19 protein-coding genes and 1 other RNA gene are annotated in these 25,939 nt (G+C 70.3%); 11 read left to right on the top strand and 9 right to left on the bottom strand.

What is annotated here, in order from left to right:
• The first annotated feature begins 133 nt into the window (after window positions 1–133).
• On the top strand, window positions 134–1,876 hold the full coding sequence (locus EDF23_RS00430; protein ID WP_131919918.1) for a hypothetical protein: 1,743 nt from the start codon (window positions 134–136) through the stop codon (window positions 1,874–1,876).
• Window positions 1,873–2,880 (top strand): tetratricopeptide repeat protein, encoded by a 1,008-nt coding sequence (locus tag EDF23_RS00435; protein ID WP_131919920.1) that lies wholly within the window; start codon window positions 1,873–1,875, stop codon window positions 2,878–2,880. Before EDF23_RS00430 ends, EDF23_RS00435 begins: the two co-directional genes overlap by 4 nt.
• Before the next feature lie 89 nt (window positions 2,881–2,969).
• Here EDF23_RS00435 and glgB read toward each other — a convergent pair whose 3' ends face one another.
• The 3 genes from glgB to EDF23_RS00450 form a co-directional block, all read right to left on the bottom strand.
• Window positions 2,970–5,525, bottom strand: a complete 2,556-nt coding sequence (gene glgB / locus EDF23_RS00440) for a 1,4-alpha-glucan branching protein GlgB (RefSeq protein WP_207895416.1) — start codon at window positions 5,523–5,525, stop codon at window positions 2,970–2,972.
• Window positions 5,522–7,522: an alpha-1,4-glucan--maltose-1-phosphate maltosyltransferase gene (locus EDF23_RS00445; RefSeq protein ID WP_173168709.1), complete on the bottom strand. Its 2,001-nt coding sequence runs from the start codon at window positions 7,520–7,522 to the stop codon at window positions 5,522–5,524. Before EDF23_RS00445 ends, glgB begins: the two co-directional genes overlap by 4 nt.
• 171 nt (window positions 7,523–7,693) lie before the next feature.
• A complete protein-coding gene (locus EDF23_RS00450; RefSeq protein ID WP_131919922.1) occupies window positions 7,694–9,757 on the bottom strand; it encodes an alpha-amylase family glycosyl hydrolase in 2,064 nt (687 codons plus the stop codon).
• 59 nt (window positions 9,758–9,816) lie between these two features.
• Here EDF23_RS00450 and EDF23_RS00455 point away from each other — a divergent pair, with 59 nt between their 5' ends.
• Entirely contained in the window at window positions 9,817–10,998 is a 1,182-nt protein-coding gene (locus EDF23_RS00455; protein ID WP_131919924.1) for a cysteine desulfurase family protein, read from the top strand.
• 33 nt (window positions 10,999–11,031) lie between these two features.
• On the opposite strand, the gene EDF23_RS00460 is transcribed toward EDF23_RS00455, so the two are convergent.
• From EDF23_RS00460 to EDF23_RS00470, 3 genes are read right to left on the bottom strand one after another with little or no spacing between them, the layout of a single operon-like run.
• Window positions 11,032–11,703 carry an ABC transporter ATP-binding protein gene (locus tag EDF23_RS00460; protein ID WP_131919926.1) on the bottom strand — a complete coding sequence of 224 codons (672 nt, stop codon included), beginning with the start codon at window positions 11,701–11,703 and terminating at the stop codon, window positions 11,032–11,034.
• Entirely contained in the window at window positions 11,693–13,687 is a 1,995-nt protein-coding gene (locus EDF23_RS00465) for a hypothetical protein (protein WP_131919928.1), read from the bottom strand. Before EDF23_RS00465 ends, EDF23_RS00460 begins: the two co-directional genes overlap by 11 nt.
• Before the next feature lie 22 nt (window positions 13,688–13,709).
• Window positions 13,710–14,138 carry a lactococcin 972 family bacteriocin gene (locus tag EDF23_RS00470; RefSeq protein WP_131919930.1) on the bottom strand — a complete coding sequence of 143 codons (429 nt, stop codon included), beginning with the start codon at window positions 14,136–14,138 and terminating at the stop codon, window positions 13,710–13,712.
• A gap of 123 nt (window positions 14,139–14,261) precedes the next feature.
• On the opposite strand from EDF23_RS00470, the gene prfB reads away from it, so the two are divergent.
• The 7 genes from prfB (at window position 14,262) to EDF23_RS00505 (ending at window position 20,916) form a co-directional block, all read left to right on the top strand.
• Window positions 14,262–15,371, top strand: coding sequence for a peptide chain release factor 2 (gene prfB / locus EDF23_RS00475; protein ID WP_131919932.1), 1,110 nt, complete (start codon window positions 14,262–14,264; stop codon window positions 15,369–15,371).
• A gap of 61 nt (window positions 15,372–15,432) precedes the next feature.
• Complete coding sequence (gene ftsE, locus EDF23_RS00480; protein WP_111086441.1) at window positions 15,433–16,188, top strand: cell division ATP-binding protein FtsE; 756 nt, start codon at window positions 15,433–15,435, stop codon at window positions 16,186–16,188.
• On the top strand, window positions 16,185–17,099 hold the full coding sequence (ftsX, locus tag EDF23_RS00485; protein WP_111086440.1) for a permease-like cell division protein FtsX: 915 nt from the start codon (window positions 16,185–16,187) through the stop codon (window positions 17,097–17,099). The genes ftsE and ftsX overlap by 4 nt, the downstream gene beginning before the upstream one ends.
• A gap of 89 nt (window positions 17,100–17,188) precedes the next feature.
• Window positions 17,189–17,665 carry an SsrA-binding protein SmpB gene (smpB, locus tag EDF23_RS00490; RefSeq protein ID WP_123294782.1) on the top strand — a complete coding sequence of 159 codons (477 nt, stop codon included), beginning with the start codon at window positions 17,189–17,191 and terminating at the stop codon, window positions 17,663–17,665.
• Window positions 17,666–17,766: 101 nt separating this feature from the next.
• Window positions 17,767–18,143, top strand: a transfer-messenger RNA (tmRNA) gene (gene ssrA / locus EDF23_RS00495).
• Window positions 18,144–18,303: 160 nt separating this feature from the next.
• Window positions 18,304–19,119: a hypothetical protein gene (locus EDF23_RS00500; protein WP_131919934.1), complete on the top strand. Its 816-nt coding sequence runs from the start codon at window positions 18,304–18,306 to the stop codon at window positions 19,117–19,119.
• Window positions 19,120–19,248: 129 nt separating this feature from the next.
• Complete coding sequence (locus EDF23_RS00505; RefSeq protein WP_207895417.1) at window positions 19,249–20,916, top strand: APC family permease; 1,668 nt, start codon at window positions 19,249–19,251, stop codon at window positions 20,914–20,916.
• 16 nt (window positions 20,917–20,932) lie between these two features.
• Here EDF23_RS00505 and EDF23_RS00510 read toward each other — a convergent pair whose 3' ends face one another.
• Together EDF23_RS00510 and EDF23_RS00515 are read right to left on the bottom strand one after the other, a co-directional pair.
• Complete coding sequence (locus tag EDF23_RS00510; RefSeq protein ID WP_131919936.1) at window positions 20,933–22,237, bottom strand: LLM class flavin-dependent oxidoreductase; 1,305 nt, start codon at window positions 22,235–22,237, stop codon at window positions 20,933–20,935.
• Between the two features lie 3 nt (window positions 22,238–22,240).
• A complete protein-coding gene (locus EDF23_RS00515) occupies window positions 22,241–23,638 on the bottom strand; it encodes a PLP-dependent transferase (RefSeq protein WP_131919938.1) in 1,398 nt (465 codons plus the stop codon).
• A 135-nt stretch (window positions 23,639–23,773) separates the two neighbouring features.
• On the opposite strand from EDF23_RS00515, the gene EDF23_RS00520 reads away from it, so the two are divergent.
• Window positions 23,774–25,024: an amidohydrolase family protein gene (locus tag EDF23_RS00520; protein ID WP_131919940.1), complete on the top strand. Its 1,251-nt coding sequence runs from the start codon at window positions 23,774–23,776 to the stop codon at window positions 25,022–25,024.
• Window positions 25,025–25,114: 90 nt separating this feature from the next.
• Here EDF23_RS00520 and EDF23_RS00525 read toward each other — a convergent pair whose 3' ends face one another.
• The gene (locus EDF23_RS00525) at window positions 25,115–25,828 is read right to left on the bottom strand and encodes a M50 family metallopeptidase (RefSeq protein ID WP_165900965.1); all 714 of its coding nucleotides are present in this window, start codon (window positions 25,826–25,828) and stop codon (window positions 25,115–25,117) included.
• Between the last annotated feature and the right edge of the window lie 111 nt (window positions 25,829–25,939).

Raw genomic sequence — 25,939 nt, forward strand, 5'->3', positions numbered from 1 at the left:
GTAGTGGTGGCCCGACGGGGTCGTCTGAGTCCGACGACAGCCCGGATGGATGCGCTGCTCAGCCATGCTCGCTATCCTGAGTCGCTGATTCGCGCGCCGACATCCCCACCCCGGCGCGGTAGGGAGAGTGTTCGTGCGATTCGTCCTGGCGATCGTCAGTTTCGTCATCGGCCTGCTGCTCGTCGCGTTGGCGGTCGGACAGCGGACCGTGTTCGCTCCGCCGTCCTCGCTCGTCGCGGACAGCTCGACCAGCAGCTCCGCTCCGGTCACCGTGATCCCCGGGTCGACGCTCAACGCGAACCCCGGCTACCAGCGCATCAACGTGTCCGGCTCCGGCAAGGTCTTCGCTGCGTACGGCAAAACGGCCGACGTCAACGCGTGGGTCGGTGACGCCGAGCACACCACGCTCCGGTTCGACGCCGAGAGCGCGAAGCTGGTGGGCAAGACCACCGGCTCCGAGGCGTCCGTCCCGTCGCCGAAGGGCAGTGACCTCTGGTACCAGGAGTACGACGGCTCCGGGCAGTTCACGGTCCGCCTGCCGCAGGACGTCTCGGTCCTCATCGTCAGCGACGGCACCGCCGCGGCGCCGAGCGACGTCTCGGTCACCTGGCCGAAGGACACCGCGACGCCGTCCGTCGGGCCCCTGCTGGTCGCCGGTGGCGTCTTCGCACTCGGCGGCATCGTGCTGTTGATCCTGGCGTTCCTGCACCAGCGCCGCGGTCGTGGGCCGCGTCGTCGCAGCGGTGGCACCCGACCGCCGCGCGTACGGGCCTCGCGTCGCGCCGCCGCCGCCGGCGCACAGGTCCCGACCCGGGGCCGCCGCGGATCGCGCGCGTTCATCGCGGTCCCCGTGGTGCTCGTCGGCACGCTCGCCCTGGCCGGCTGCTCCTCCGACTACTGGCCGCAGGGCGGGGACCCCTCGCTCGCGACCCCGACCCCCACGGCCAGCGCGACCGGCGCAGCGGAGACCACCGAGCCCACGGCGGCGACCAAGCAGCAGATCACCCGGGTCGTCGAGCGGATCGCCACGGTGGCGAAGCAGTCCGACGGCGCCCGCGACCGTGACCTGGCGAAGACCCGCTTCACCGGTGCCGCGCTCGACCTGCGCCTGGCGAACTACTCCATCCGCGGCAAGGACTCCGACGCCAAGGCACCGCCGGCGATCTCGGCCGGTCAGGTGTGCGTCGCGTTGCCGCAGCAGACCGACACGTGGCCGCGCACGGTCTTCGTGATCGTCGCCGAGGACTGCGACGCCAAGTCGGCACCGCAGGCCCTGACGCTCGTGCAGGACACCGCGCGCGACCCGTACAAGGTCGCCTACGACGTCTCGCTCGAGGCCGACGCCAAGATCCCGAGCCTCGCGCCGACGTCGATCGGCGCGGCGCTCCTGGCCCCGCAGTCGAAGCTCCTCGCGATCGCCCCGGACCAGGTCGCGACCGCCTACGGCGACATCCTGTCCAAGGACTCGAAGAGCGAGTACGCCGACCTGTTCGCCACCGAGGGTGACGGCCTCCGCACCACCATCGGCAAGGCGTACAAGGACAAGAAGGCGAAGTCCCTGCCGGACACGGCGAAGATCGAGTACTCGTCCGAGGCCCCGGAGGACTCCGCCGTCGCGATCGCGACCGACGACGCCGGCGCGCTCGTCTCCGCCGACCTCAACGAGATCGAGAAGGTGACCCCGACCGCCTCCGGCGCCGAGGTCAACACCGAGGGTGCCGTCAAGGCACTGTCCGGGGTCGACACGAGCAAGAAGGGCATCAGCGCCACGTACGGCGTCCAGCTGCTCTTCTACGTGCCGCCGGTCGCCTCGGATGACAAAGTGGTCCTGCTCGGGTTCACGCAGGGCCTGACCGCAGCGAGTGAGGTGCAATGAGCAACATCCCCCCGACCCCGTCCGGGCTCCGCGGAGCCGTGGACCTGTCGTCCCTCGTCGACCGCGCACAGCGGCCGCCCCAGCCGCCCGCCGGTGCTCCGGCGCAGGCGGGAAGCCCGACCGGTGCAGCAGCGCCGGGCACCGAGGCCGGCGCCGACTTGACCGTCCCGTCACTCGTGCTCGACGTCACCGACGACACGTTCCAGGACGTCCTGGAGCTGTCGTCCGTGGTGCCGGTCATCGTCGACATCTGGGCCGAGTGGTGCGGGCCGTGCAAGCAGCTCTCGCCGATCCTCGAGCAGTTGACCGCCGAGTACGGCGGGCGCGTGCTGCTCGCCAAGGTGGACGCCGACACGAACCCGCAGCTCGTGCAGGCGTTCCAGGCGCAGTCGATCCCGACCGTGGCCGCGCTGATCGGCGGACGCCCGCTCGGGCTCTTCGTCGGCGCGCTGCCCGAGGCGCAGGTCCGCGACGTCTACGAGCAGGTGCTCCAAGCAGCCGAGCAGAACGGCGTCTCCGGTCGCGTCACCGTGGACGGTGCTGCCGCGCCCGAGGACACCGCCGAGCAGGGCGAGCCGGAGCCGGAAGCGCTGCCGCCGCACCACCAGGCCGCGTACGACGCGATCGAGCAGGGCGACTACGCCACGGCGATCACCGAGTACAAGACCGCGATCCTGCAGGACCCGCACGACCAGATGGCCGTCGCGGGGCTCGCGCAGGTGTCGCTCCTGGACCGACTGAACGGCCACACCGCCGACGACATCCGTGCCGCCGCCGGTGCGGGTCCGCAGGACGTCCAGGCGCAGCTCGCGGTCGCCGATCTCGACATCTCCGGTGGCCACGTCGAGGACGCCTTCGGGCGCCTGCTCGACCTGGTGCCGACGGTGTTCGGCGAGGACCGTGAGGCGCTGCGCGTCCGCCTGGTCGAGTACTTCGAGCTCATCGGGACCGACGACCCGCGCGTGGTCGCGGCCCGCCGTCGCCTGGCGAGCGCCCTGTACTAGCGGTCCGCAACCGACGAACGGGAGGCCCGGTGCCAGCTGGCACCGGGCCTCCCGTCCGTCTGCGGCCGCGTCCAGGACGCGGGCCACAGCTAGCGCTCGAGCTTGAGCCAGACGGCCCCGAGCGGCGGCACCACGAGGTGCGCCGATGCGGGTCGGCCGGCCCACGGGGTGTCCTCGGCGGTGACGACTCCGAGGTTGCCGACACCGGAGCCGCCGTACTCCGCGGCGTCGGTGTTGAGCACCTCGTGCCACTCGCCGGCGCTCGGCAGGCCGAACCGGCGTTCGACGGGCACGCCCGAGAAGTTCACGAACACCGCCAGCCGGTCTTCGCCGTCCTTGCGCAGGAACCCGAGCGTCGAGTGGGGTGCGTCGCCGCCCTCGATCCACTCGAAGCCGTCGGCCGTGCTGTCGTGCGTCCAGAGCGCGGGCGTGTCCTTGTAGACCCGGTTCAGGGCGGCGACGAGGTCCTGCACGCCGCGGTGCCCGGGCTGGTCGAGGAGCCACCAGTCGAGCCCCTTCGCTTCGGACCACTCTGCGGGCTGGGCGAACTCCTGCCCCATGAAGAGCAGCTGCTTGCCGGGGTGCGCCCACATGAACGCCAGGTAGGCCCGGACGTTCGCGAGCTTCTGCCACTCGTCGCCGGGCATCTTGCCGTAGAGGGAACCCTTGCCGTGCACGACCTCGTCGTGGCTGATCGGCAGGGTGAACTGCTCACTGAAGGCGTACACGAGCGAGAAGGTGATCTCGTCGTGGTGGTAGCTGCGGTACGCGGGGTCGCGCTGCACGTACTCGAGCGAGTCGTGCATCCAGCCCATGTTCCACTTCTGGCCGAACCCGAGACCACCGGCGCTCGTCGGCTGGGTCACGCCGGGCCACGAGGTGCTCTCCTCGGCGATCATGACGATGCCCGGGTAGCGCTTGTAGGCGGTGGCGTTCGTCTCCTGCAGGAACGCGACGGCGTCGAGGTTCTCGCGGCCGCCGTGGATGTTCGGCAGCCAGTCGGTGCGGGAGTAGTCGAGGTACAGGATCGAGGCGACGGCGTCGACGCGCAGGCCGTCGATGTGGAACTCCTCGAGCCAGTACAGGGCGTTGGCGACCAGGAAGTTCCGGACCTGCGGCTGCCCGAAGTCGAACACGTAGGTGCCCCAGTCGAGCTGCTCCCCGCGGCGGGGGTCCGGGTGCTCGAACAACGCGTGGCCGTCGAAGCGTCCGAGTGCCCACTCGTCCTTCGGGAAGTGGCCGGGGACCCAGTCCATGATCACGCCGATGCCGGCGGAGTGCAGGCGGTCGACCAGGTACCGCAGGTCGTCGGGGGAGCCGTAGCGTGCGGTCGGAGCGTAGTACCCGGTGACCTGGTAGCCCCACGAACCGCCGAACGGGTGCTCGGCGAGCGGCAGGAACTCCACGTGCGTGAAGCCCGTGTACTCCATGTGGCCGATGAGCTGATCGGCGACCTCGCGGTACGACAAGCCCGGGCGCCACGAGCCGAGGTGGACCTCGTAGACGCTCATGGGCGCATCGTGCGTGGTCGTCTCCGCGCGGCGTTCCATCCAGGCGCGGTCGCCCTCGGACCACGTGTAGCTCGACTCGGTGATGACCGAGGCGGTGGCCGGGGCGATCTCGGCCTCGCGGGCGAACGGGTCCGCGCGCTCGACCCAGCCGGAGTCGGTGAGGATCTGGAACTTGTACCGCTGTCCGGCGACGGCTCCGGGCCAGAACAGCTCCCAGACGCCGAGGTCGCTCAGGCGGCGCATCGCGGTGGTGCGGCCTTCCCAGCCCTCGAAGTCGCCGATCACGCGCACGGCGGTCGCTCGGGGTGCCCACACGGAGAACGCGACGCCGTCGACGCCGTCGATCGTGCGGACGTGCGCGCCGAGGTGGTGCCAGAGCTGCTCGTCGCGGCCCTCACCGAACAGGTGCAGGTCGAGCTCGCCGAGCGTCGGGGCGAACCGGTACGCGTCGTCGGTCGTCCAGGTGGCGTCGTCCTCTTCCGAGGACTCGTCGAAGTCGTAGTCGGCCTCGACCCGGTAGCGCCCGAGCTCCTCGGTGGTGGCACCGGCCCAGAGACCGTCGCCCTCGTGGGTCAGCTCGACGTCGTCGCCGTCGAGCCGGACGAGCCGGACCGCCTGCGCCAGGTGGCGCACCACGCGGACGCTCGTGCCGCCGTCGACGGCGTGCGGGCCGAGGACGTCGTGAGGCTGCGACCAGCGGCCCTCGGCGACCTGTTGGCGCAGCCACTGCTCGACCGGAGCCGGGCGCGGGCCCGTGCTGTCGGCGGTGGCGGGCTCCGGAGCTGGCGGCGTCGGGAGGGCGGTCGACGGCGCAACGGTGGACGGGCCTCCGGTCGGAGCGCCCGAGGACGCGACGGCGTCGACGGACGGTACCCGCGGGTGCGTCGCGTCGGCGGGGTGCCCCGCCAGCGTGGCGGACTCGGCGACCCCGCGGTCGGGCGCCTCGCGCGGTGCAGCGGGAGCGCCGGGCAGGTCCTCGTCGGGGGCGGAGACCCGCGGCTCGTAGCGCGGCTCCGGCTTCGCGTCGGACGGTGTCCGCGCGGGCACGGGCGGCGGCGGGGGCGGGACCGGCGGTACGGCGGGGCCGCGGCGCGACGGCGGGGTCGGCTGGGGTGCGGTCGGGTCGTTCGTCATCGGTGCAGTCCTTCCACGACGAGCAGGTGCACGGGTTCCTGGAAGGCGTCCAGGCGGACGTAGTTCGACGCGCCCCAGACCCAGCGCTGCCCGGTCACGACGTCACGGACGTCGAACCGGCTGTCGGCCGGCAGGCCGAGCGCAGCGAGGTCCAGGTGCACGGTGGTCTCACGCGCCGAGTGCGGGTCGACGTTCGCGACGACGATCACGGTGTCGGCGTGTCCGGAGCGGATGAACTCGCCGGACAGGTGCTTCGAGTACACGACGGTCGCCGGGTCGTCGGCGGCGTGCACGTGCAGGTTCCGCAGCTGGCGGAGGGCGGGGTGCGCGGCACGGAGCCGGTTGAGCATCGTCACGTACGGGGCGAGCGACGCGCCCTCGGCCTCGGCCAGGGCGAAGTCACGCGGCTTGTACTCGTACTTCTCGTTGTCGATGTTCTCTTCCGAGCCCGGTCGGGCGACGTCCTCGAACAGCTCGTACCCGGAGTACATGCCCCACGTCGGGGCGCCCGTCGCAGCGAGCGCGGCACGTACCTTGTAGCCGGCGCGACCGCCGAACTGCAGGTACTCCGTGAGGATGTCCGGCGTGTTCACGAACAGGTTCGGGCGCAGGTAGTCGCTCGTCTCGTGCGACAGCTCCTCGAAGTAGGACTCGATCTCTTCCTTCGTGTTCCGCCACGTGAAGTACGAGTACGACTGCTGGAACCCGACCTCTGCCAGTGCACGCATCATCGCCGGCCGGGTGAACGCCTCGGCCAGGAACACGGTGTCCGGGTGCTCGTCGCGGACTTCGCGGATGACGCGCTCCCAGAACCAGAGCGGCTTGGTGTGCGGGTTGTCGACCCGGAAGATCCGGATGCCGAAGTCGATCCAGTGCCGCAGGACGCGCAGGACCTCGGCGACCAGGCCCTCGGGGTCGGAATCGAACTGGATCGGGTAGATGTCCTGGTAGCGCTTCGGCGGGTTCTCGGCCGTGGCGATCGAGCCGTCGGCGCGCTGCGTGAACCAGTTCGGGTGCTCGGTGACCCAGGGGTGGTCGGGGGAACACTGCAACGCGAAGTCGAGCGCCACTTCCATGCCGGTGTTCTTGGCGGTCTCGACGAAGTCGCGGAAGTCGTCCTCGGACCCGAGGTCGGGGTGGATCGCGTCGTGCCCGCCCTCGGGGGAGCCGATCGCCCAGGGGCTGCCGGGGTCGTGCGGCCCCGGGGTGAGCGTGTTGTTCGGCCCCTTGCGCGCGGTCGTGCCGATCGGGTGGATCGGTGGCAGGTAGACGACGTCGAAGCCCATCCGGGCGACGGCGGGCAGACGGCGAGCCGAGGTGCGGAAGTCGCCGCTCTTCCACGAGCCGTCCGGGTTCTTCTTCGCGCCTTCGCTGCGGGGGAAGAACTCGTACCAGGCGCCGACGCCGGCACGGGTGCGTTCGACGTCGAGCAGCTGCGTCGGGGAGTGCGTCCGGAGCGAGGTGAGCGGGGCTTCCTCGACCTCGGCCACGATGCGCGGGTCGTCGACGGCGGCCAGGCGCTCGGCCGGGTCGAGGTCGGTGTCGCGCACCTTCGCTGCCGCACGGGTGGCGGCGGGGGAGTCGGTCTCGTCGGCGAGCCGGTCGAGCAGCAGGGCGCCGTCGAGGAGCGTCGCCTCGGTGTCCACCCCGGCCGCGATCTTCAGCCGTGCGGCGTGCAGCCACGTGGCCCAGTCGTCGGAGTAGGACTCGACGTGCCAGGTCCAGACGCCGACGTGGTCGACCTGGACGGTCGCCTCGTACCGGTCGGTCCCGGGCGCGCCGAGGGCCAGGGGGACGGTCCTGGTGCCCCCGTCCGGGCGTTCGAGGACGAGGTCGGCGCCGATGATGCCGTGTCCTTCTCGGAAGACGGTCGCACCGAACGTGATCACCTCGCCGTCGAACGCCTTGCCGGGGAACCCGTTCGGCGTCCTCGGGGCGAGCTCGGTGATCGGGATGCGCCCGATCTTCGGTCGGCGGGGTCGGTCTGCGGTGGCCACGGAGCCGACGCTACCCGGCGAGCGCCTCCGCGTTCCCCGGAATCCGCCCGCTGTGGACGGTCGGGCGCGCCGTGGACCTGTGGAGGAACCGGACGGGAGGCCCGTGGCGGGGCCGCCACGGGCCTCCCGTCCGCCCGCTGGTCACGTGCCGGGCGCGGGCCGGATCGCGCGCTACGCCGGCTCGAACAGGTGGATGCCGGGGCCGTAGGCGGTGAACACCTGACCGGCGGGGCGGAGCCGCTCGTGGTCACGGTGCTTCTCGCTCGACCACGCGAGGCGGTAGCCGAGCACGTCCTCGCGCACCGGCAGCGTCAGGTCACGGGTGCGCCCGCTGCCGTGCACCACGACCAGCACGCGGTCGTACGGCTCGTGCTCGGGTGTGGACTCGGCGAAGTACTGCAGGACGCGGTGTACCGGCTGGTCCCAGCCCTCGATGGTCATCGGATGCCCGTCCGGCCCGTACCAGGACATCCGCGAGGCACCCGGGGTCTCCTGCCCCTCGACGCCGAAGCGCGTCGGCCGGAGTGCGGGGTGCGCCTGCCGGAACCGGGCGAGCGCGGCGACGGCCTCGGTCATCGACTCGGCGTCCTCGTCGTCGGACCAGTCCACCGGGGTGAGGTCGTCGGACACGACGTACGCGTTGTTGTTGCCGTGCTGCGTGCGGCTCCGCTCGTCACCCGCGGTGAGCATCGGCACGCCGGCGGAGAGCAGCAGCGTCGCCGCGAGGTTCCGCATCGACCGGCCCCGCGCTGCCCGGACGCCGCGGTCGGCGGTGTCGCCCTCGATGCCGTGGTTGAACGAGCGGTTGTCGTTCGAACCGTCGCGGTTCTCCTCGCCGTTCGCCTCGTTGTGCTTGCCGTCGTACGACACCAGGTCGAGCAGCGTGAAGCCGTCGTGGGCGGTGACGAAGTTGACGCTCGCGAGCGGACCGCGGTCGACGCCGAAGACGTGGCGCGAGCCGGTCAGGGCGCCGGCGAGGGCGCCGATGCCGGTGCGGGGCATGCCGTTGCGGCGTTCCTCGGCGATGTCCGTCAGCCAGAACTGGCGGACCGTGTTGCGGAAGCCGTCGTTCCACTCACTGGTGCGGTCGCCGGCCGTGCCGAACGAGCCGGTCTTCCAACCGTCGGGTCCGACGTCCCACGGTTCGGCGATGACCAGGGTGTCCTGCAGGTCGGGGTGGTTCCGGATCCGCTCGAGCAGGGGGTGCTGCGGATCGAAGACGTGGTGGGCGTCGCGGGCGAGCGCGGCCATCAGGTCGAAGCGGAAGCCGTCGACCTGCACCTCGCGGGCCCAGTAGACCAGGCTGTCGACGATGAGGTCCGCCGTGGACTCCACCGAGGTGTCCAGGGTGTTCCCGCAGCCGGTGGTGTCGTAGTAGGTGTCCCGGAACGGCGGCGCGGCCTGGGTCCACCGGTACCGCTCCGCACCGTCGATGCCGCGCAGGCTGGTGGTGGGCCCGCCGAGGCCCTCTTCCGCCGTGTGGTTGTAGACGACGTCGAGCACCACCTGGATGCCCGCTTCGTGCAGCAGCCGGACCATGCCCTTGAACTCGCGCAGCACCGCGGACGCGCCCTCCGCCCGTGCGGGAGCCGAGGCGTGCGCGGCGTGCGGCGCGAAGAACCCGAGGGTGTTGTAGCCCCAGGCGTTCTCGCGGCCGGCGTCCCGCAACCAGTTCTCGGTGTCGAACGCGTGCACCGGCAGGAGCTCGAGCGTCGTGACACCGATCCGGTGCAGGTGCGCGATGGTGCTCTCGTGCGCCACCCCGGCGTACGTGCCGCGCAGGTGCTCCGGCAGGTGCGGGTTCGCGGCGGTCAGGGTGCGGACGTTCGCCTCGTAGACCACGGCGCGGTCGAGCGGGACCGTGGGCTTGACGACGCCGCCCCAGTCGAAGGCGTCGTCCACGACGACGCTCGTCCAGCGGGGCGTCCCGGGCCCTGTCGGTGCGATGCCGCGGGCGTACGGGTCGAGCAGGGGGCGTGTCGGGTCGAACTCGTTCCGCGGTCCGACGGGCCCGTCGACGAGCAGGTGGTAGCGGTCACCCGGGGCGGCGCCGGGGGTCTCGGCCGTCCACAGGTCGGTCGCCGGCAGCCGCTCGAGCGGGTACCGGACCGGCTGCCCGTCCGCTCGCTCGACGACCACGACGACGGCCGTGGCGGTGGCGGACCGCAGGGAGAACCGCGGGACGTCGGCCCCGAGGTCGAACCCCGGGGTGTGGTCGATCGCTGTCTCGTGCACCCGACAAGGGTACGAGGACCGACGCGTATCCTGGACACCGCTCGTTCCAGGGGGTGCAGATGCCGGTCTACCTCGACCACGCCGCGACGACGCCGATCCTGCCGGAGGCGCTCGCCGCGTTCACCGACGCGCTCGGAACCGTCGGCAACCCGTCCTCGATCCACAGCGCCGGACAGCGCGCCAAGATGCTGCTCGAGGACGGTCGCGCCGCGGTCGCCCGGTCGCTCGACGCCGACACCGTCGAGGTCGTGTTCACCTCCGGCGGCACCGAGAGCATCAACCTCGCCGTGAAGGGCCTGTTCTGGGCTCGTCAACGCGACCGTGCCCGCCCCCGGATCGTCGTCCCGGGGGGCGAGCACCACGCCACCGTCGACACCCTGACCTGGCTGGAGACGCACGAGGGAGCCGTCGTCGACGTGGTCCCGTTGGACGCGCAGGGCCGCGTCGACCTCGTCGGACTGGAGGCACGACTCGCCTCCGCCGACGACGTCGCCCTGGTCACGTTCCTGTGGGCGAACAACGAGGTGGGCACCATCCAGCCCGTGGCACGGATCGTGGAGCTCGCGCACGCCGCCGGCGTGCCCGTGCACAGCGACGCCGTCGCCGCCTACGGCCAGGTGCCGGTGTCGTTCGCCGCGTCCGGCCTCGACGCCCTGAGCGTCTCCGCGCACAAGGTCGGCGGACCGGTCGGCATCGGTGCGCTGGTGCTCGGGCGGAAGGCCACCGTCGAGCCCCTCATCCACGGCGGCGGGCAGCAGCGCCAGGTGCGGAGCGGCACCCAGGACGCCCCCGCTGCGGCCTCGTTCGGCGTCGCGGCCACGATGGTCGCCGCCGAACCGATGCCGCACCCGTCGCTCGTCGCCCTGCGCGACCGGCTCGTCGCCGGTGTCCGCGCGGCCGTGCCGTCCGCCGTGCTGATGGGGGACCCCGACGACCGGCTGCCCGGCAACGCGCACTTCACGTTCCCGGGCTGCGAGGGCGACTCGCTGCTGTTCCTGCTCGACGCGGCCGGGGTCGCCGTCTCGACCGGATCCGCGTGCCAGGCCGGCGTGCCCGAGGCGTCGCACGTGCTGCTCGCGATGGGCCTGTCGGAGCAGGACGCCCGCGGCGCGCTCCGGATCACGCTCGGACACACCTCGACCGATGCGGACGTCGACGCCTTCCTGGCGGCGCTGCCGGACGCGGTCGCGCGGGCCGGGGCTGCGGGCATGGCGTCGCGGGAGCCGTTGCTGGGGCGGTAGCGCGCCCTCCGGCGGGGATGCGACGCCGACCGGTCAGGTCGTCGATGACGCTTCCCGCAGCACGGTCCGGGCATCGGACGCGTCGGTGATCACCGTGTCGTGCGAAGCGACGAGGACGACGGCGCCGTCGTCTGCGAGGTCGCGGATGAGCTCGACGACCATCCGCGTCCGATCAGCGTCGAGGGCGGAGGTGGGTTCGTCGAGGAGCACCAGCGGAGGTTTCCGAACGAGGACGCGGGCGATCGACACACGCTGACGCTCGCCGCCACTGAGTTCCCCGGCGCGCGCATCGAGCAGCCGGCTGGGCAGATCGACACGATCGGCGGCGGCTTCGATGCTCAAGGGTGTGGAGACGGGGGCGCGAGGTGCTGCTGCCTGCACGGCGGAGATGTTCTTCCGCACCGTCCACTGCGCAACGAGACCGGCGTCCTGGAACACGAAACCGACGCAGTCACGGAGGTACCGGCGCAGTGCCGGTCCACGCAACGTGTCCACCTGCTGGTCGAACACCCGGATCGCGCCGCTCGTCGGTCGCTCGAGTCCTCCGAGCAACCGGAGCAGGGTCGACTTGCCGACACCTGAGGAACCCGTGACGGCGTGGACGGCGCCTGCCCTCGCGGTCAGGTCCAGCCCGCAGACCACGGCGCGGTTCCCGACGGTGTGGTGGAGACCGGTCACGTGCACGGCAGCATCTTCATCGTTCATCGGTCGTGAGTCCCTTCGTGGTGGTGAGCCGAGTGGTGATGAATGCGTTCGTCACGAGGACGACGACCGAAACGGCGATCCCGACGGTGACGAGCGTTCCCGTCGGGATGTCGGCTCCGAGAAGCCCACTGGTCCCCGCGGCGAGGGCAGCGACACCCGTGCTCGCGAGGAAGGCGAGTGACCGGGGTGCCGTCACCAGGTGGACACGGGCAGGAGCTTCGCCGTGCGCTCGGAGGACGAGCAGCTGGTCGCGTCTCCGGGCCACATCGATGCGCGCTCCGATCGTCAGCATGCCGAGCAGCGCGACGAGACCTGCAGCGGCCGCGACGAGCGACACCACGAGCTTCGACTGCGCGGCCGCTGTTCCTCTCGCGATCTGCGTCCCGAGGCTGTCCAGCGAGTACACCGATCGTTCGACGCCCGCCGTGTCGAGCGCTTGCTGCGTCTCTCGTGGGCCGCCTGTGAAGAGCAGGTCGCCCGACGAACCAGCCGCGAAGTACGACTCGTCATCGAGAAGGCCAGCCGACCCCGAGGCGACGACGATGACCGGCGACTCCGAGTAGACCTCGTTCCGGAAGCCGGTCTGCCCGTAGTTGAACACTCGCCCGGCGGGGTACGTGGCGATGTGTGGTCGCTTCGGCGCGGACTGGTTCGGGACGGTGCCGAGCGGCTCCCGGAACGCTTCGAGCCACTCGTCCGCGATCGACTCGGCACGGTCCGCGTGGTCACTCGGCACCAGGAGCCCCCATTCTCCAGGCCCGTCCTTCCCGTGCAATGGATCCGGCAGACCGCCTCCGGAGCGCGCGACGAAGGTCGGATTCGCGAGGATCACGTTCGATTCTGAGTCGCCCGGACTGAACCGATCCCCCCGGACGGCACCCCGCACCCAACTCAGGACCACCTCCCCCTTCCGCTCCGACGCTCGCACCGATGAACTGAACGGCCTGACGGCGTCATCGAGAGCCGATTGGCCGTCGAACCCGTTGAAGATGGTGACCGTGCACGCGGAGCAGCCCCGCCAGTCAGGGCCGCTCGCACGCACGACGGCGAGAGAGGTCCACGCAGCCGAGCCCTGGGCGATGAGGAAGACCACCAGGGTCAGCGTGGCGACCTGTGCCGCCGCCATCGTGACACGTCCACGCAGCCACGGACGCCAGCTCGAGAACGCCGGGCGGAATCGCACCCCGCGCGGAAGGAGTCCGGGACCGGATGCCCCGACGATGAACGCCGTGAGGAACCCTCCGAGCAGGACCGCGCTGATCGCGAGGTACGACCAGAGCTGGTGTCCGCCGTTGTACGCATGAACCAGCAGGATCGCTGGACCGGCCGAGATGACGAACGCCGCCGAAGCGACGAGCACGGAAGCGGTGATGTCCCGGACGAACGGTCCGAGCACGCCGTGCACCCGGAGGACGGCCTGTGCTCGCACCTGGGCCAACCCGCGGACACGGCCCGCCAGCCACGAGGCGCCTCCGACGACCGCAGCCGCCATCACGAGCGGGGTGTACGCCAGCAAGTACAGAGCCAGCCCGCCCCAGCTCATCGCCTCGACGTGCGTGTCGACTCCCGCGATCGCGAGACGGTCGGACACCGCTTCGAGCGCTCGGGGCGGCAGCGTCGAGAAGTACGTCCCGAGTGGGCTGCTCGGCGCCTGGGTGAGTTCCGTCGTCAGGCTCGTGTCGAACGCAGCGTAGGACCCGGATGGGAAGACACGCTCGTGGGTGCTCCGGTCCCCGATGACGGGAGCGAGCGTCCGCGTCGGAGTCCGTCCCGTCGGGTCGATGCGGACCTGGTAGAAGTTCGCTCCGAGGCTCGTCGCCTCTGCGCGGAGGAGCTTCGTGGTCGGGGCGTCCTCACCCGCGTGGGAGATGGTCAGCGCCGACCGGACGGTCGCCATCGACTGCGTGTCGTGGGCGCCTTGCACGGCGAAGCCGAGGAGCAGCGCGATCGCGGCCGCCGCGAAGGCACCGAGTACCCGGAGCATGGTCGAGGACGCCCCGGTACGGCTACTTCGTGTTCCAGAAGGCCGTGTTGCCCCACGCAGTCTTGAGGACCTTCGCAACGGAGCGCTTCTCCTTCGCGACCCAGCCCGATCCCCGGCAGCTCGTGCCGTACCCGGAGCAGGCCGTCGACGAGTGCTTCTTCGTCTTGTGGTCGTAGTAGGAGTACGAGTTGCCACCGCCGGTCCCGTAGATCCAGGTGCCGCCGCCCACCTTCTTCGTGGTGAGGATCTGCGCGGGGTCGGTGTCGTCGATGACGACCTGCGTGTCCCCGGGGCCGGAGATCTCGGCGGATCCCCCTGCGGTGCCGCCGCTCGATTCCAGCGCGGACGCTGAAGCCGACGAGGGCATCATGACCGCGGCGACCACCGCCGCGCCCACGAAGAGAGCCGGCAGGTAGCGGACTGATGTACTGATGTTCTGGATGCGCAACATGTCCTGCAATCTATCGGTGGATCAGGGTCCGGGCGCAAGTCGAATCGCCGAGCCGACGCGACGGACCCCACACCGGGCCTCCCGGTCTGCCGCGGCAGGCTCGCGCCGGTAGGATCGGTGACCATGGTCGAACTGGACTTCACCGAGCAGCTCTCCGCCCTCCGAGAGACCTTCGGCAACATCCGCTCGGTGGTCGACGTCGACCGCCTGCAGCGTGAGATCGCCGACCTCAGCGAGCAGGCGGGCGCCCAGGACCTCTGGGACGACGTCGAGCACGCGCAGCAGGTGACGAGCGCGCTCTCGCACCGGCAGTCCGAGCTCAAGAAGATCACCGACACCGAGCGACGCATCGACGACCTCGAGGTGCTGGTCGAGATGGCGAACGAGGGCGACGACCAGGACTCGGCCGACGAAGCCATCGCCGAGCTCAAGGCGATCCAGAAGACCATGGGCGACCTCGAGGTGCAGACGCTCCTCGACGGCGAGTACGACGACCGCCCTGCCGTGATCACCATCCGCGCCGGGGCCGGTGGCGTCGACGCCGCGGACTTCGCCGAGATGCTCATGCGCATGTACCTGCGGTACGCCGAACAGCACGGCTTCAAGACCACCGTGATGGAGACGTCCTACGCCGAAGAAGCGGGCATCAAGTCCGCCACGTTCGAGGTCGACGCCCCCCACGCATTCGGCACCCTGTCGATCGAGGCCGGCACCCACCGACTCGTCCGCATGTCGCCGTTCGGCGCAGCGGGCAAGCGGCAGACCTCGTTCGCCGCGGTCGAGGTCATCCCGCTCATGCCGGAGACGATGGTCATCGACATCCCCGAGAACGACATCCGCGTCGACGTCTTCCGCTCGTCGGGCCCCGGCGGGCAGTCCGTCAACACGACCGACTCCGCGGTGCGCCTGACGCACATCCCGACCGGCACCGTCGTCTCGATGCAGAACGAGAAGTCGCAGATCCAGAACCGTGCGGCCGCCATGCGCGTGCTGCAGTCGCGCCTGCTCCTCCTGAAGAAGGAAGAGGAGAACGCGAAGAAGAAGGAGCTCGCCGGCAACATCACGGCGAGCTGGGGCGACCAGATCAGGTCCTACGTGCTGGCGCCGTACCAGATGGTCAAGGACCTGCGGAGCGAGCACGAGGTGAACAACCCCTCAGCCGTGTTCGACGGCGACCTGGACGGCTTCATCAACGCCGGCATCCGCTGGCGCAAGCAATCCGTCGACGCGTAGGGGTTCGTGAGCCGCGCGCCTCGCTTGCTTTCCAAGCGGGGCGACCTACCCTGATCCGGTCATGATCAAATTCGACCAGGTCACCAAGGTCTACTCGGGCAACCCGAGTCCGGCGCTCGACAACCTCACCCTCGAGATCCTCAAGGGCGAGTTCGTGTTCCTCGTGGGCGCCTCGGGTTCCGGCAAGTCCAGCTTCCTGCGCCTCGTGCTCAAGGAGGAGAAGCCCTCCCGCGGCCAGATCCACGTGCTCGGGCAGCGCCTCGGGTCCCTGGCGTCGCGGAAGGTCCCGTACTTCCGGCGCAACCTCGGCGTCGTGTTCCAGGACTTCCGACTCCTGCCCAACAAGAACGTCTTCGACAACGTCGCGTTCTCGCTGCAGGTGATCGGCAAGAGCAAGGGCTTCATCAGCGAGGCCGTCACCGACGTGCTGAAGCTCGTCGGACTCGCGGGCAAGGCGACCCGCATGCCGCACGAGCTCTCCGGTGGTGAGCAGCAGCGCGTGGCGATCGCCCGCGCCGTCGTCAACAAGCCGGCGATCCTGCTGGCCGACGAGCCCACCGGCAACCTGGACCCCACCACGTCCGCCGGCATCATGGCGCTCCTCGAACGCATCAACCAGGGAGGCACCACCGTGCTCATGGCGACCCACGACGCCAGCATCGTGAACCAGATGCAGCGTCGGGTCATCGAGCTGTCGAACGGCACGGTCCTCCGGGACGAGCAGTCCGGCGGCTACCAGACCCAGGCGGTCCCGATCCAGCGCGGCACCGTGTCGAACACGACCGGCATCCAGACCATCCCGGGGCTCATCCGATGAGGCTCGGGCTCGTCATGTCCGAGGTCGGCTCGGGCCTGCGGCGCAACGCGTCGATGGTCGTCTCCGTCGTCCTCGTGACCTTCATCTCGCTCACCTTCGTCGGGACCGCGATCCTGCTCCAGATGCAGATCAACCAGATGAAGGGGTACTGGTACGACCGGGCGCAGGTCGCCGTCTACCTGTGCACCGACACCGACACCACCGGCAACTGCACGGGTGCCAAGGCCACCGAGGACCAGCGGAAGCAGGTCCAGGCCCAGCTCGAGTCGTCCACCCTCAAGCCGTACATCGAGAAGACGTACTACGAGGACCAGGACCAGGCGTTCACCCGCTTCAAGGAGCAGTTCAAGGACTCCGCGGCGACCGAGTTCGTCAAGCCCGAGTACCTCAACGAGACCTTCTGGGTGAACCTCAAGAACCCGTCGCAGGCCGACGTCCTCGTCGAGAGCCTGTCGAAGGTCGCCGGTGTGCAGAGCGTCGTCGACCAACGCGGCTACCTGCAACCGATCTTCAACCTGCTCAACGCGTCGTCGTACACGGCGATCGGCATCGCGGCGCTCATGCTCGTCGCCGCCGTGCTCCTCATCGCGACCACGATCCGGTTGTCCGCCTTCAGTCGCAGGCGAGAGCTCGGCATCATGCGGCTGGTCGGTGCGTCGAACCGGTTCATCCAGACGCCGTTCGTGCTCGAGGGGGTGATCGCCGCCGCCATCGGAGCCGTCCTGGCGGGTGGTGCCATCACCGCGGTGGTGTGGTTCTTCGTCCGGAACTTCCTGGCCGAGCGCTTCACCGGCACGGCGTTCATCGGCATGGGTGACGCGGCCATCGTGGTGCCGTCGGTGATCGTCATCGGGGTGTTGCTCGCCGCGGTGTCGGCGTCCATCGCCATCCGCCGCTACCTCAAGGTCTGATCCGCCGCGCCGGGAAGGTGCGTGAGGCTCCTGCTGTTGGGTAGTCTGTAGGGCTGCGCAGCGCAGTGCCCGGAACGAGAGGAGTCGTCATGGCGAAGGAACGCGGTGAGAAGATCGTCGCGACGAACCGTCGCGCCCGACACGACTACCTCATCGAGGACACGTACGAGGCCGGCATGGTCCTGTCCGGCACCGAGGTGAAGTCCCTGCGCATGGGACGCGCCTCGTTGGTCGACGGGTACGCCTACATCGACCGGGGCGAGGCCTGGATCGATGCCGTGCACATCCCCGAGTACACCGAGGGCACCTGGAACAACCACGCACCTCGGCGCAAGCGCAAGCTGCTCCTCCACAAGCAGCAGATCGTGAAGATCTCGCACAAGACGGCCCAGGGCGGCTACACCCTCGTGCCGCTGCAGATCTACTTCCACGACGGTCGGGCCAAGATCGAGATCGCGGTCGCCAAGGGCAAGCGCGAGTTCGACAAGCGTCAGGCCATGCGGGAGAAGACCGACAAGCGTGAGGCCGAGCGGGCCATGCGCACGAAGAACCGCGTCGGCGAGTAGCGGCCTCGTACCTCGGTCAGCTAGACTGAGGGACTGCTCCGATCGGAGCAGTCGCAACACAACTCAACAGCGTGACAGCGGCTCGCACGTCCGGCCCGCATGGGGATGATCGGTTTCGACATTGCCTGTGTGCCGACGGGAAGCGGGCCGAGGACCCACGGTTATCTCGTGAACGATCCGTGGAAAACAACAAGTGCCAATTCCAAGCGCACTGACTTCGCTCTCGCTGCGTAAGCAGCCCAGCACATGAAGTCCGTCGGCCAGGTGACCGTCCCCTAACCTGATCCCGGCGTCATCCAGAGGACTTGCTGCACGGTTGCGCCTCAGGGCCGTGCGGGACTTGCACTGAGACTGGGCCCGTCGTCCTAGAAGCCGGTAGCAAAGGACGGGGCCGAGCAGAACGAACTATCCGGATACGCCCGTAGAAGACGTCGAATTGCAGCGATGGACGGGGGTTCGATTCCCCCCATCTCCACCAATCGCCGGTCGTCGAGCCGCTGTCACCACGTGTTGCACGAACGCCCCGTCACCGTCCCTGGACGATGCCGGGGCGTTCGCTGTCTCGCCACGTCAGGGGACTACGCTCCGGAGGAGGCGCAGGGAAACGCCCGCGCCGACCCCGAACGGAAGGCCCCCACGTGGTGCAGGAGATCGCGATCCGAGTCCGTCTGCGCGAGCAGGAGCGAGTGGTGCTCGCCGACTACGAGCGGATCGTGGGGTCCGTCGCGACGGTCGCTGCCCTCGCCGCCTGGCTGCCCACGCCCGACGCCCGCCTCGTCGTCCGCGGCCGGGGTGCCGAGCCCGTCCGCCTCGAGACCGTCACCTACGGCTCGGTCGTCGAGATGCTCGTCGTGCTCGACCAGCGTTCGGCTGCTGTCGAACGGGGTGCAGCAGCGATCGCGGCGCTGATCGAGTCGGTGCGGCACGAGCACGTCGCCGATGACGTGGCCGGGGTCGCCGGTGAGCTGGACCGCCTGGACCGCGCTGCACCGCGTGGACGGTCGGTCGTCGAGCGGACGCTCCGCACCTTCCTCGAGGGTGCGCGCGCCGACGTCCTGGCACGCAAGACCACGACCCGGGTGCGGACCGCGCAGGCGCTGTTGCGGCTCGCCGAGGACGACGCGGTGCTCACCGTGGAGCGGGTGACGGACGCGCTCGCGCCCGTGCTCGAGGAACACGCGGTCGACGTCGCGCTGGACACGGGTTCCGCCGTGGGCGTCGAGCCGATCGACGGGGTCGAGTCGCCGGAGCTGGCCTCGGTCCTGCCGTTGCCCTCGGGGGAAGCGAAGCCGAAGAAGTCGGACAAGAAGCCGTCCAAGAAGCAGGACGACGGCAAGAAGCAGAAGAAGGACGACGAGAAGCCGTCCAAGAAGCAGGACGACGGCAAGAAGAAGTCCGAAAAGAAGAAGTCGGACAAGAAGCCCGACGGCAAGAAGAAGAAGTCCAAGAAGTAGCAGCCTGAGTGCTTATACAGCACAATTGTTTCCGGCATGTTAAAGAATCCGACCAAGCCGCTGTCCCGGTGCCAGAGTCGATGAGCGCGACCCCCGTTCGTGGGGCCCGCTCACTCGACGGGAGCAGCAGTGGCTACAACGACGACGCCGGCGTTGCCGGACTCCGGCCTCAAGCGGAACGTGGGCTTCATCGGGCTCATCTGGGCCTCGACGGGGTCGATCATCGGCTCCGGTTGGCTCTTCGGGTCGCAGGAGGCCCTGAAGACCGCCGGCCCGGCCGCGATCATCTCGTGGCTCATCGGCGGTGTGGCGATCCTCGTCCTCGCCCTCGTGCACGCCGAACTCGGCGGCATGTTCCCGATCGCGGGCGGGACGGCCAGGTTCCCGCACATCGCGTTCGGCGGCATCGCCGGCGCGTCGTTCGGCTGGTTCTCCTGGTTGCAGTCCGTGACCGTCGCTCCGATCGAGGTCGAGGCGATGATCAAGTACGCGCAGCACTGGCAGTTCGCGCACCCGTGGCTGCACACCACGACGGTGGACGGGGAGACGCAGCAGCTGCTCACCGGCGCGGGCATCGCGATCGCGGTCGTCCTCATGGCGGTGGTCACCGTGATCAACCTGCTCAGCGTCCGGATCCTCGCGAACACGAACTCGGCGGCGACGTGGTGGAAGGTCGCCATCCCGCTGCTGGTCATCATCGTGCTGGCGTTCAGCGGGTTCCACGGCTCGAACTTCACGGCGGCCGACGGCTTCATGCCCGAGGGCGCCAAGGGGGTCCTGGCGGCGGTGTCCACGTCCGGCATCATCTTCGCCTTCCTGGGCTTCGAGCAGGCCGACCAGCTCGCGGGTGAAGCGAAGAACCCGCGGCGGGACATCCCACGTGCCGTCATCGGCTCGGTGCTCATCGGGCTGGTGATCTACCTGCTGCTGCAGGTCGTGTTCCTCGGGGTGCTCCGGTCGGATGCGATCCAGGGGTCCTGGGCCACCGCCGACTTCACGAAGTACACGGGGCCGTTCGCCGACATCGCGATGGCCGCGGGCATCACCTGGCTGGCGGTGGTCATCTTCATCGACGCGATCATCTCGCCCGCGGGGACCGGGCTGATCTACGTGACGGCGACGAGCCGCATCTCCTACGGACTCAGTCGCAACGGGTACTTCCCGAAGGCGTTCGAGTGGACGACGAAGCAGGGCGTGCCGTGGGTCGGGCTCGTCACGGCGTTCGTCGTCGGTTGCGCGTGCTTCGCACCGTTCCCCTCGTGGCAGGGGCTGGTGAGCCTCATCACGAGCGCGTCGGTCCTGATGTACGCCGGTGCCCCGTTGGCGCTCGGTGCGTTCCGGAAGCGGATCCCGGAGATCGAGCGTCCCTACCGGATGCCCGCCGCCGCGGTGCTGTCGCCGATCGCGTTCATCGTCGCGAACCTCATCATCCTGTGGACCGGGTGGGACACCGACTGGAAGCTCGGCGTCGCGATCCTCATCGGTGCCGTGGTGATCATCCTGAACAACGTGTTCCGCGGTGCCTCGAGCGTTCGGCCGCGCTGGGACTGGAAGGCGGCGCAGTGGCTGCTGCCGTACCTGATCGGCATGGGCCTCATCGTGTTCCTCAGCGACTTCGGTCCGCTGACGCACCCGGTGTTCCCGCTGTGGATCGACATCGTCGTGGTCGCGGTGTTCTCACTGGTGATCTACTACTGGGCGATCAACTCCGCGTCGGACCGCGAGGAGATCCTCCGCACGGCCGACGACGTCCGTGACGTCGAGGAATCAGGCGTGGTCGAGCCGGTCCACCACTAGTCGAGCCGGTCCACCACTAGAAGTCGAACAGGTTCGCCCGGATGCCCCCGGCGCCGTACTCCCGCCGCAGGAGCCCACGGCGCCGGAGCACCGGCACCAGGTCGCCGAACATCCGGTGGACCTGCGCCGGGTGCAGGTCGCCCGAGAAGATGATGCCGTCGTTGTCGGCGTCCGACCCGAGCTCCTCGATGAAGTCGGCGAACTCGTCGGCGGTGCCGACGAAGCCCTCGCGCGAGGACACCCGCCCCTTGCGGGCCTTGCGTTCCAGGAGCGCGCGCAGCGGGGCGTCCGGGGTGTCGCCGAGCAGCCCACGGATCGTGCCGGCGGAGACGTGGTCGCCGAAGGTCCCGTCCGGCACGGGCGCGTCGAGGTCGAGCGCGAGCAGGTCCGTCTCGGAGTCGCTCGACCACGCGATCGCCGCGGTCCGCAGGTCGTCGTCGGACGGGTGCCGGGACGCCTCGACGATCCGGTCGGCCTCGTCGGACGACGAGACGATCTCGGGCTTGAGGACGAACAGGATGCGCAGGTCGGCGGCCGTGCGTCCGGCGGCCTGCGCTGCGGCGATCACGCGACCGCGGTAGTCCGCCACCGCGGCGGCCGACAGCGGCGCGAGCGCGAGTTGCACGTCCGAGTGGGTGCCGGCGAACGCGAGGCCCCGACCGGAGCCACCGGGGGAGACGACCACCGGGTCCGAGTCGAGGGGCAGCGCGTTGAGCGGGCCGTCGGCGGTGAAGTACGCGCCCTCGTGGTGGAAGGCGTCGAGCGCGTCCCCGTCGGCGAAACTCCAGTCCGATCGGTTCCCGATGAACCCGGACCCCCACGACCCCCAGAGCCGGCGGAGCAGCGTGATCCACTCCTCGGCCCGGTCGTACGCCTGGTCGTGCGGCAGCGGCGGCAGACCGGCGTGCCGGGCACTGCCGACGTCGGTCACGACGTTGATGCCGACCCGCTCGGAGGACAGGTGCGCCAGCGTGGCGAACTGTCGTGCAGCCAGGTACGGCGGCGTGAAGCCGGCGTTCACGGTCGGCGCGATGCCGATGTGCGAGGTCGCCGCGAACAGGTACGGCGCGAGCAGCAGCGGGTCGTGCTTCGGGCCGCCGTACGCCTGGCGGATGCGCAGGTCGAGCGTCGACGGGTTGCCGAGCGAGATGGCGTCCTCGGCGATGACCAGGTCCATGCCGGCCTGCTCGAGCGTGCGGACGGACTGCTGGTACAGGTCGGGCTTGGTCCAGTCGTGGCCCCAGTCCCAGTCCGAGCGCCCCCACGCCTGCGGGCCGAACCCGCGCGAGAAGAAGTACCCGAAGTGTTGCGGTCGTGCCATCGTCTAGAGCTCCTCCGAGATCACGTGCGTGCCCGGGACCGAGTGTTCCAGGGACGCGCGCTCCGCGTCGGACGCGCCACGGGCCTCCCGGTCAGCACTGCCGTCTGCAGAACGCAACGCGGCGAACCCGCGTTCCAGGTCGCGGAGCAGGTCCGCGACGTCCTCGATGCCGACCGACAGTCGGATCAGGCCGTCGTCGATGCCCTGGTCGGCGCGCTCCGCGGCGGTCTTGCCGGCGTGCGTCGTCGTCGCGGGGTGCAGGATCAGCGAGCGGACGTCGCCCAGGTGGGTCATGCGGCTGAACAGCTGGACGCTGTCGATGAAGGTGTGCGCGGCGGCTTCGCCGCCCGCCAGCGTGAACGCGAAGACGGAGCCGGCACCGCGCGGCAGGTAGCGCTGGGCGAGGTCGTGGAACGGACTGGAGGCCAGACCCGCGTGGTCGACGCTCGTCACCTCCGGCTGTGCTTCCAACCACTGCGCCACCGCCAGCGCGTTCGCGCTGTGGCGTTCCACGCGCAGGCTCAGCGTCTCGATGCCCTGGCGGATCAGGAACGCGTTGAACGGCGACGGGGTGGGGCCGATGCGCGAGGCGACGACGTCACGCGCGAAGACGACGAACGCCCGGTTGCCGTAACGCTCGACGTAGCTGTCGCCGCCGAGTGACCGCTCCGGGCTGGTGAGGTGCTGCCAGCGCTCGGGGGAGGCGGACCAGTCGAAGGTGCCGCCGTCGACGACGACGCCGCCGAGGCCCGCGCCGTGGCCGGACAGGAACTTCGATGCCGAGTGGATGACGATGTCGGCACCGTGCTCGACCGGGCGGACCAGGTACGGCGTCGCCAGGGTGTTGTCCACGATCAAGGGGACCCCGGCACGGTGCGCGGTGTCGGCGACGCCGGTGATGTCGAGGACGTCGTTCTTCGGGTTCGGGATCGTCTCGGCGAAGAACGCCTTCGTGTTCGGGCGGACGAGCCGTGCCCACTCGTCGAGGTCGCGCTGGTCGGCGACGAAGTCGACCTCGATGCCGAGGCGGCCGAGGTTCTGCACGAGCAGCCCCTTGGTGCCCTCGTAGATGCTGCGGGCGGCGACGACGTGGTCGCCGGCCTGCAGGAGCCCGAGGAACGCGATGGTGGCGGCCGCCTGGCCACTGCCGACGAGGATCGCCTCGACGCCTCGCTCGAGTAGGGCGACGCGGCGCTCGACGTCGGCGTTCGTCGGGTTGCCGAGGCGGGTGTAGGTGTAGCCGTCCTCGGTGCCGGCGAAGCGGTCGCGCGCCTGGTCGAAGTCGTCGAAGAGGAAGCCGGAGGACATGTGGATGGCCGGGATCCGTGCGCCGTGCCCTGCGTCGGGCACGAAGCCGCCGTGCACCTGTTCGGTCGAGAAACCGTGATCGTCGTTCGCCATGGGACACCTCCGGGAGTCGTCTGGCGGTAGCCTCGCAGCCTTCGCTGCGTGGACAGGCGATTGCGGCGTTCCGTTACGCGGAACCGGGGTGCGGTGGGGTCGCGGCGGGGCCCTGGCGGCTGCCACGATGGGGGCATGGCGACCGACGAAGCGACCCTGATCATCCGCGATGTCCGTCCGTGGGGTGGTGCGCGGTCGGACATCCGGGTGGCGGACGGCCGCATCGTCTCGGTCACCGCGACCGGAGCGGGCGACGGCGTCGCGGGCGGTGCCAGTGCCAGTGGCGGTGCCGGTGCTGGTGCTCGGGTCGTCGACGGGCGCGGCCAGCTCGCGCTGCCGGGGCTCGTCAACACGCACGCCCACGTCGACAAGAGCTGGTGGGGGCACGAGTGGGAGTCGTACGGCGGCGAGCCCGGCACGCAGGGGCGCATCGCGCACGAACGGGCTCGGCGTGACGCCCTCGGGATCCCGAGCGAACCCGTCGCCACGCGGGTGCTGCGCGAGGGGCTGCGCACCGGCACCACCCGGGTCCGCACGCACGTCGACGTCGACCTCGGCGTCGGGCTGCGGGGGATCGAGGCCGTGCGTGCTGCGGCCGACGCGCTCGACGGTGCGGTCGAGGTGTCGATCGTCGCCTTCCCGCAGGACGGCGTGCTCCGGCGGCCCGGTGTGCTCGACCTGCTGCGGCAGGCGGCGACGGCCGGAGCCGACCACATCGGTGGGCTCGACCCGTCGCTCATCGACCGCGACCCGGTCGGGCAGCTCGACGGCCTGTTCGCCATCGCCGCCGACACCGGGTGCGGCATCGACATCCACCTGCACGAGCCCGCCGAGCTCGGTGCGTTCGCGTTCGACCTGGTGCTCGACCGGGTGGAGCGGCTCGGCATCGCACCGGGCAGGGTCAACATCGCCCACGGGTTCGCGATCGTCGACGTCGATCCCGTGCGTCGCCGCGACCTGCTCGCCCGGATGACGTCGCTCGGCGTCACGATGACCACCGTCGCCCCGGTGCGGATGCGGCAGCTTCCCCTGCACGAGTTCGACGAGGCCGGCGTGCGGTTCGGCTTCGGCACCGACGGCATCCGTGACCTGTGGAGCCCCTACGGCGACGGCGACCTGCTCGGCATCGCGTGGCAGTACGCGCGGGCCGGCGGTGTGGTGCGGGACGAGGACCTCACCCGCGTGGTGGAGCTCGCCACGCGGGACGGTGCCCGGTTCGTCACCGACGAGGCGCACGACCTCGTGGCGGGGGCGCGTGCCGACGTGGTGCTGCTCGACGCCGAGAACCCGATGGACGCCCTGGTGCGACGGGTGCCGCGGTCGCTCGTGGTCGCCGGCGGCCGGGTGTTCGACCCCGCCGAGCTCGCGCAGCGCCCCTGGGAGTAAGCGCGGGGCTGCGCACCCGTTCTGCGTCATTGCACCAGTCGATCACCGCGTGGATCGTCGCGGACGTGGTGCGAGCAGGATCTGGCACCGTCAGAAGAGCGCGCGCACGCCCGCAACCACGGTGTCCCAGACCTCGAGCAACGGGACCCGCGCGAGCCACACCGCCAGGCCGTTCACCAGCACGAACAGCACGAACCAGACCCCCGCCGGCACGCGCATCTCGGCTGCGGCGATGTGGAAGTCCGTCTGCACGCGGGCGCCGGTGAGCAGCCACCGGGCGACCTGCACGACGGACCGCAGTCCGTCGACGACGAAGAACGCCCCGACCGCGGCGACCACGAGCACCGTGGTCTCGGACGGACGCAGTGCCACCCACAGCGCCAGGACGTCGAACCCGAGCACGACGAGCAGCCCGAACCAGTTCCGCACGAACACCAGGGCCACGAGCCCGATGACCCCGAGCACGGCGACGGGCAGCCACCGCGAGCCGTGCAGCACCCCGGTCACCAGGAGCACCCCGGCCCAGAGCGGCGCGCTGTACCCGGCGTAGAGGTTGAGGATCCGGACGAGCCAGCGGATGCCGCCGGGGACCCGGCCGAGCTGGACCCAGGCCTCGCCGGAGCCGTCCGGGTGCAGGTCGATGCGCTGGATGCGGCCACCGAACGGGACGACGACGATGCAGTGCCCGACCTCGTGCGCGATGGTCGCGGCGATCCGGGCGACGCGTCCGACGAGCGGCAGGAACGGCAGGAGCGCGCCGACGACGAGCGCGACGAACACGAGGGGCGGGGCTGCGGTGGTCAAGGGACCAGCATCGCAGCCGTGTCCCGCGAACTGCCCGAGACCCGGCGGCGAGGACGATGTGGAACGACACCCTCGACGTCGTACGACATCGGGAACGTCGATCCGAGTCGA

The sequence above is a fragment of the Curtobacterium sp. PhB128 genome (assembly GCF_004340725.1).
Taxonomy (GTDB): Bacteria; Actinomycetota; Actinomycetes; order Actinomycetales; family Microbacteriaceae; genus Curtobacterium.

What these genes read in the sequence shown, in the direction of transcription:
- EDF23_RS00465 (WP_131919928.1), bottom strand. Translation starts at nt 13,687, where the DNA reads ATGCTCCGGGTACTCGGTGCCTTCGCGGCGGCCGCGATCGCGCTGCTC.
- EDF23_RS00460 (WP_131919926.1), bottom strand. Translation starts at nt 11,703, where the DNA reads ATGAACGATGAAGATGCTGCCGTGCACGTGACCGGTCTCCACCACACC.
- glgB (WP_207895416.1), bottom strand. Translation starts at nt 5,525, where the DNA reads ATGACGAACGACCCGACCGCACCCCAGCCGACCCCGCCGTCGCGCCGC.
- ftsE (WP_111086441.1), top strand. Translation starts at nt 15,433, where the DNA reads ATGATCAAATTCGACCAGGTCACCAAGGTCTACTCGGGCAACCCGAGT.
- smpB (WP_123294782.1), top strand. Translation starts at nt 17,189, where the DNA reads ATGGCGAAGGAACGCGGTGAGAAGATCGTCGCGACGAACCGTCGCGCC.
- prfB (WP_131919932.1), top strand. Translation starts at nt 14,262, where the DNA reads ATGGTCGAACTGGACTTCACCGAGCAGCTCTCCGCCCTCCGAGAGACC.
- EDF23_RS00515 (WP_131919938.1), bottom strand. Translation starts at nt 23,638, where the DNA reads ATGGCGAACGACGATCACGGTTTCTCGACCGAACAGGTGCACGGCGGC.
- EDF23_RS00455 (WP_131919924.1), top strand. Translation starts at nt 9,817, where the DNA reads ATGCCGGTCTACCTCGACCACGCCGCGACGACGCCGATCCTGCCGGAG.
- EDF23_RS00435 (WP_131919920.1), top strand. Translation starts at nt 1,873, where the DNA reads ATGAGCAACATCCCCCCGACCCCGTCCGGGCTCCGCGGAGCCGTGGAC.
- EDF23_RS00510 (WP_131919936.1), bottom strand. Translation starts at nt 22,237, where the DNA reads ATGGCACGACCGCAACACTTCGGGTACTTCTTCTCGCGCGGGTTCGGC.
- EDF23_RS00470 (WP_131919930.1), bottom strand. Translation starts at nt 14,138, where the DNA reads ATGTTGCGCATCCAGAACATCAGTACATCAGTCCGCTACCTGCCGGCT.
- ftsX (WP_111086440.1), top strand. Translation starts at nt 16,185, where the DNA reads ATGAGGCTCGGGCTCGTCATGTCCGAGGTCGGCTCGGGCCTGCGGCGC.
- EDF23_RS00520 (WP_131919940.1), top strand. Translation starts at nt 23,774, where the DNA reads ATGGCGACCGACGAAGCGACCCTGATCATCCGCGATGTCCGTCCGTGG.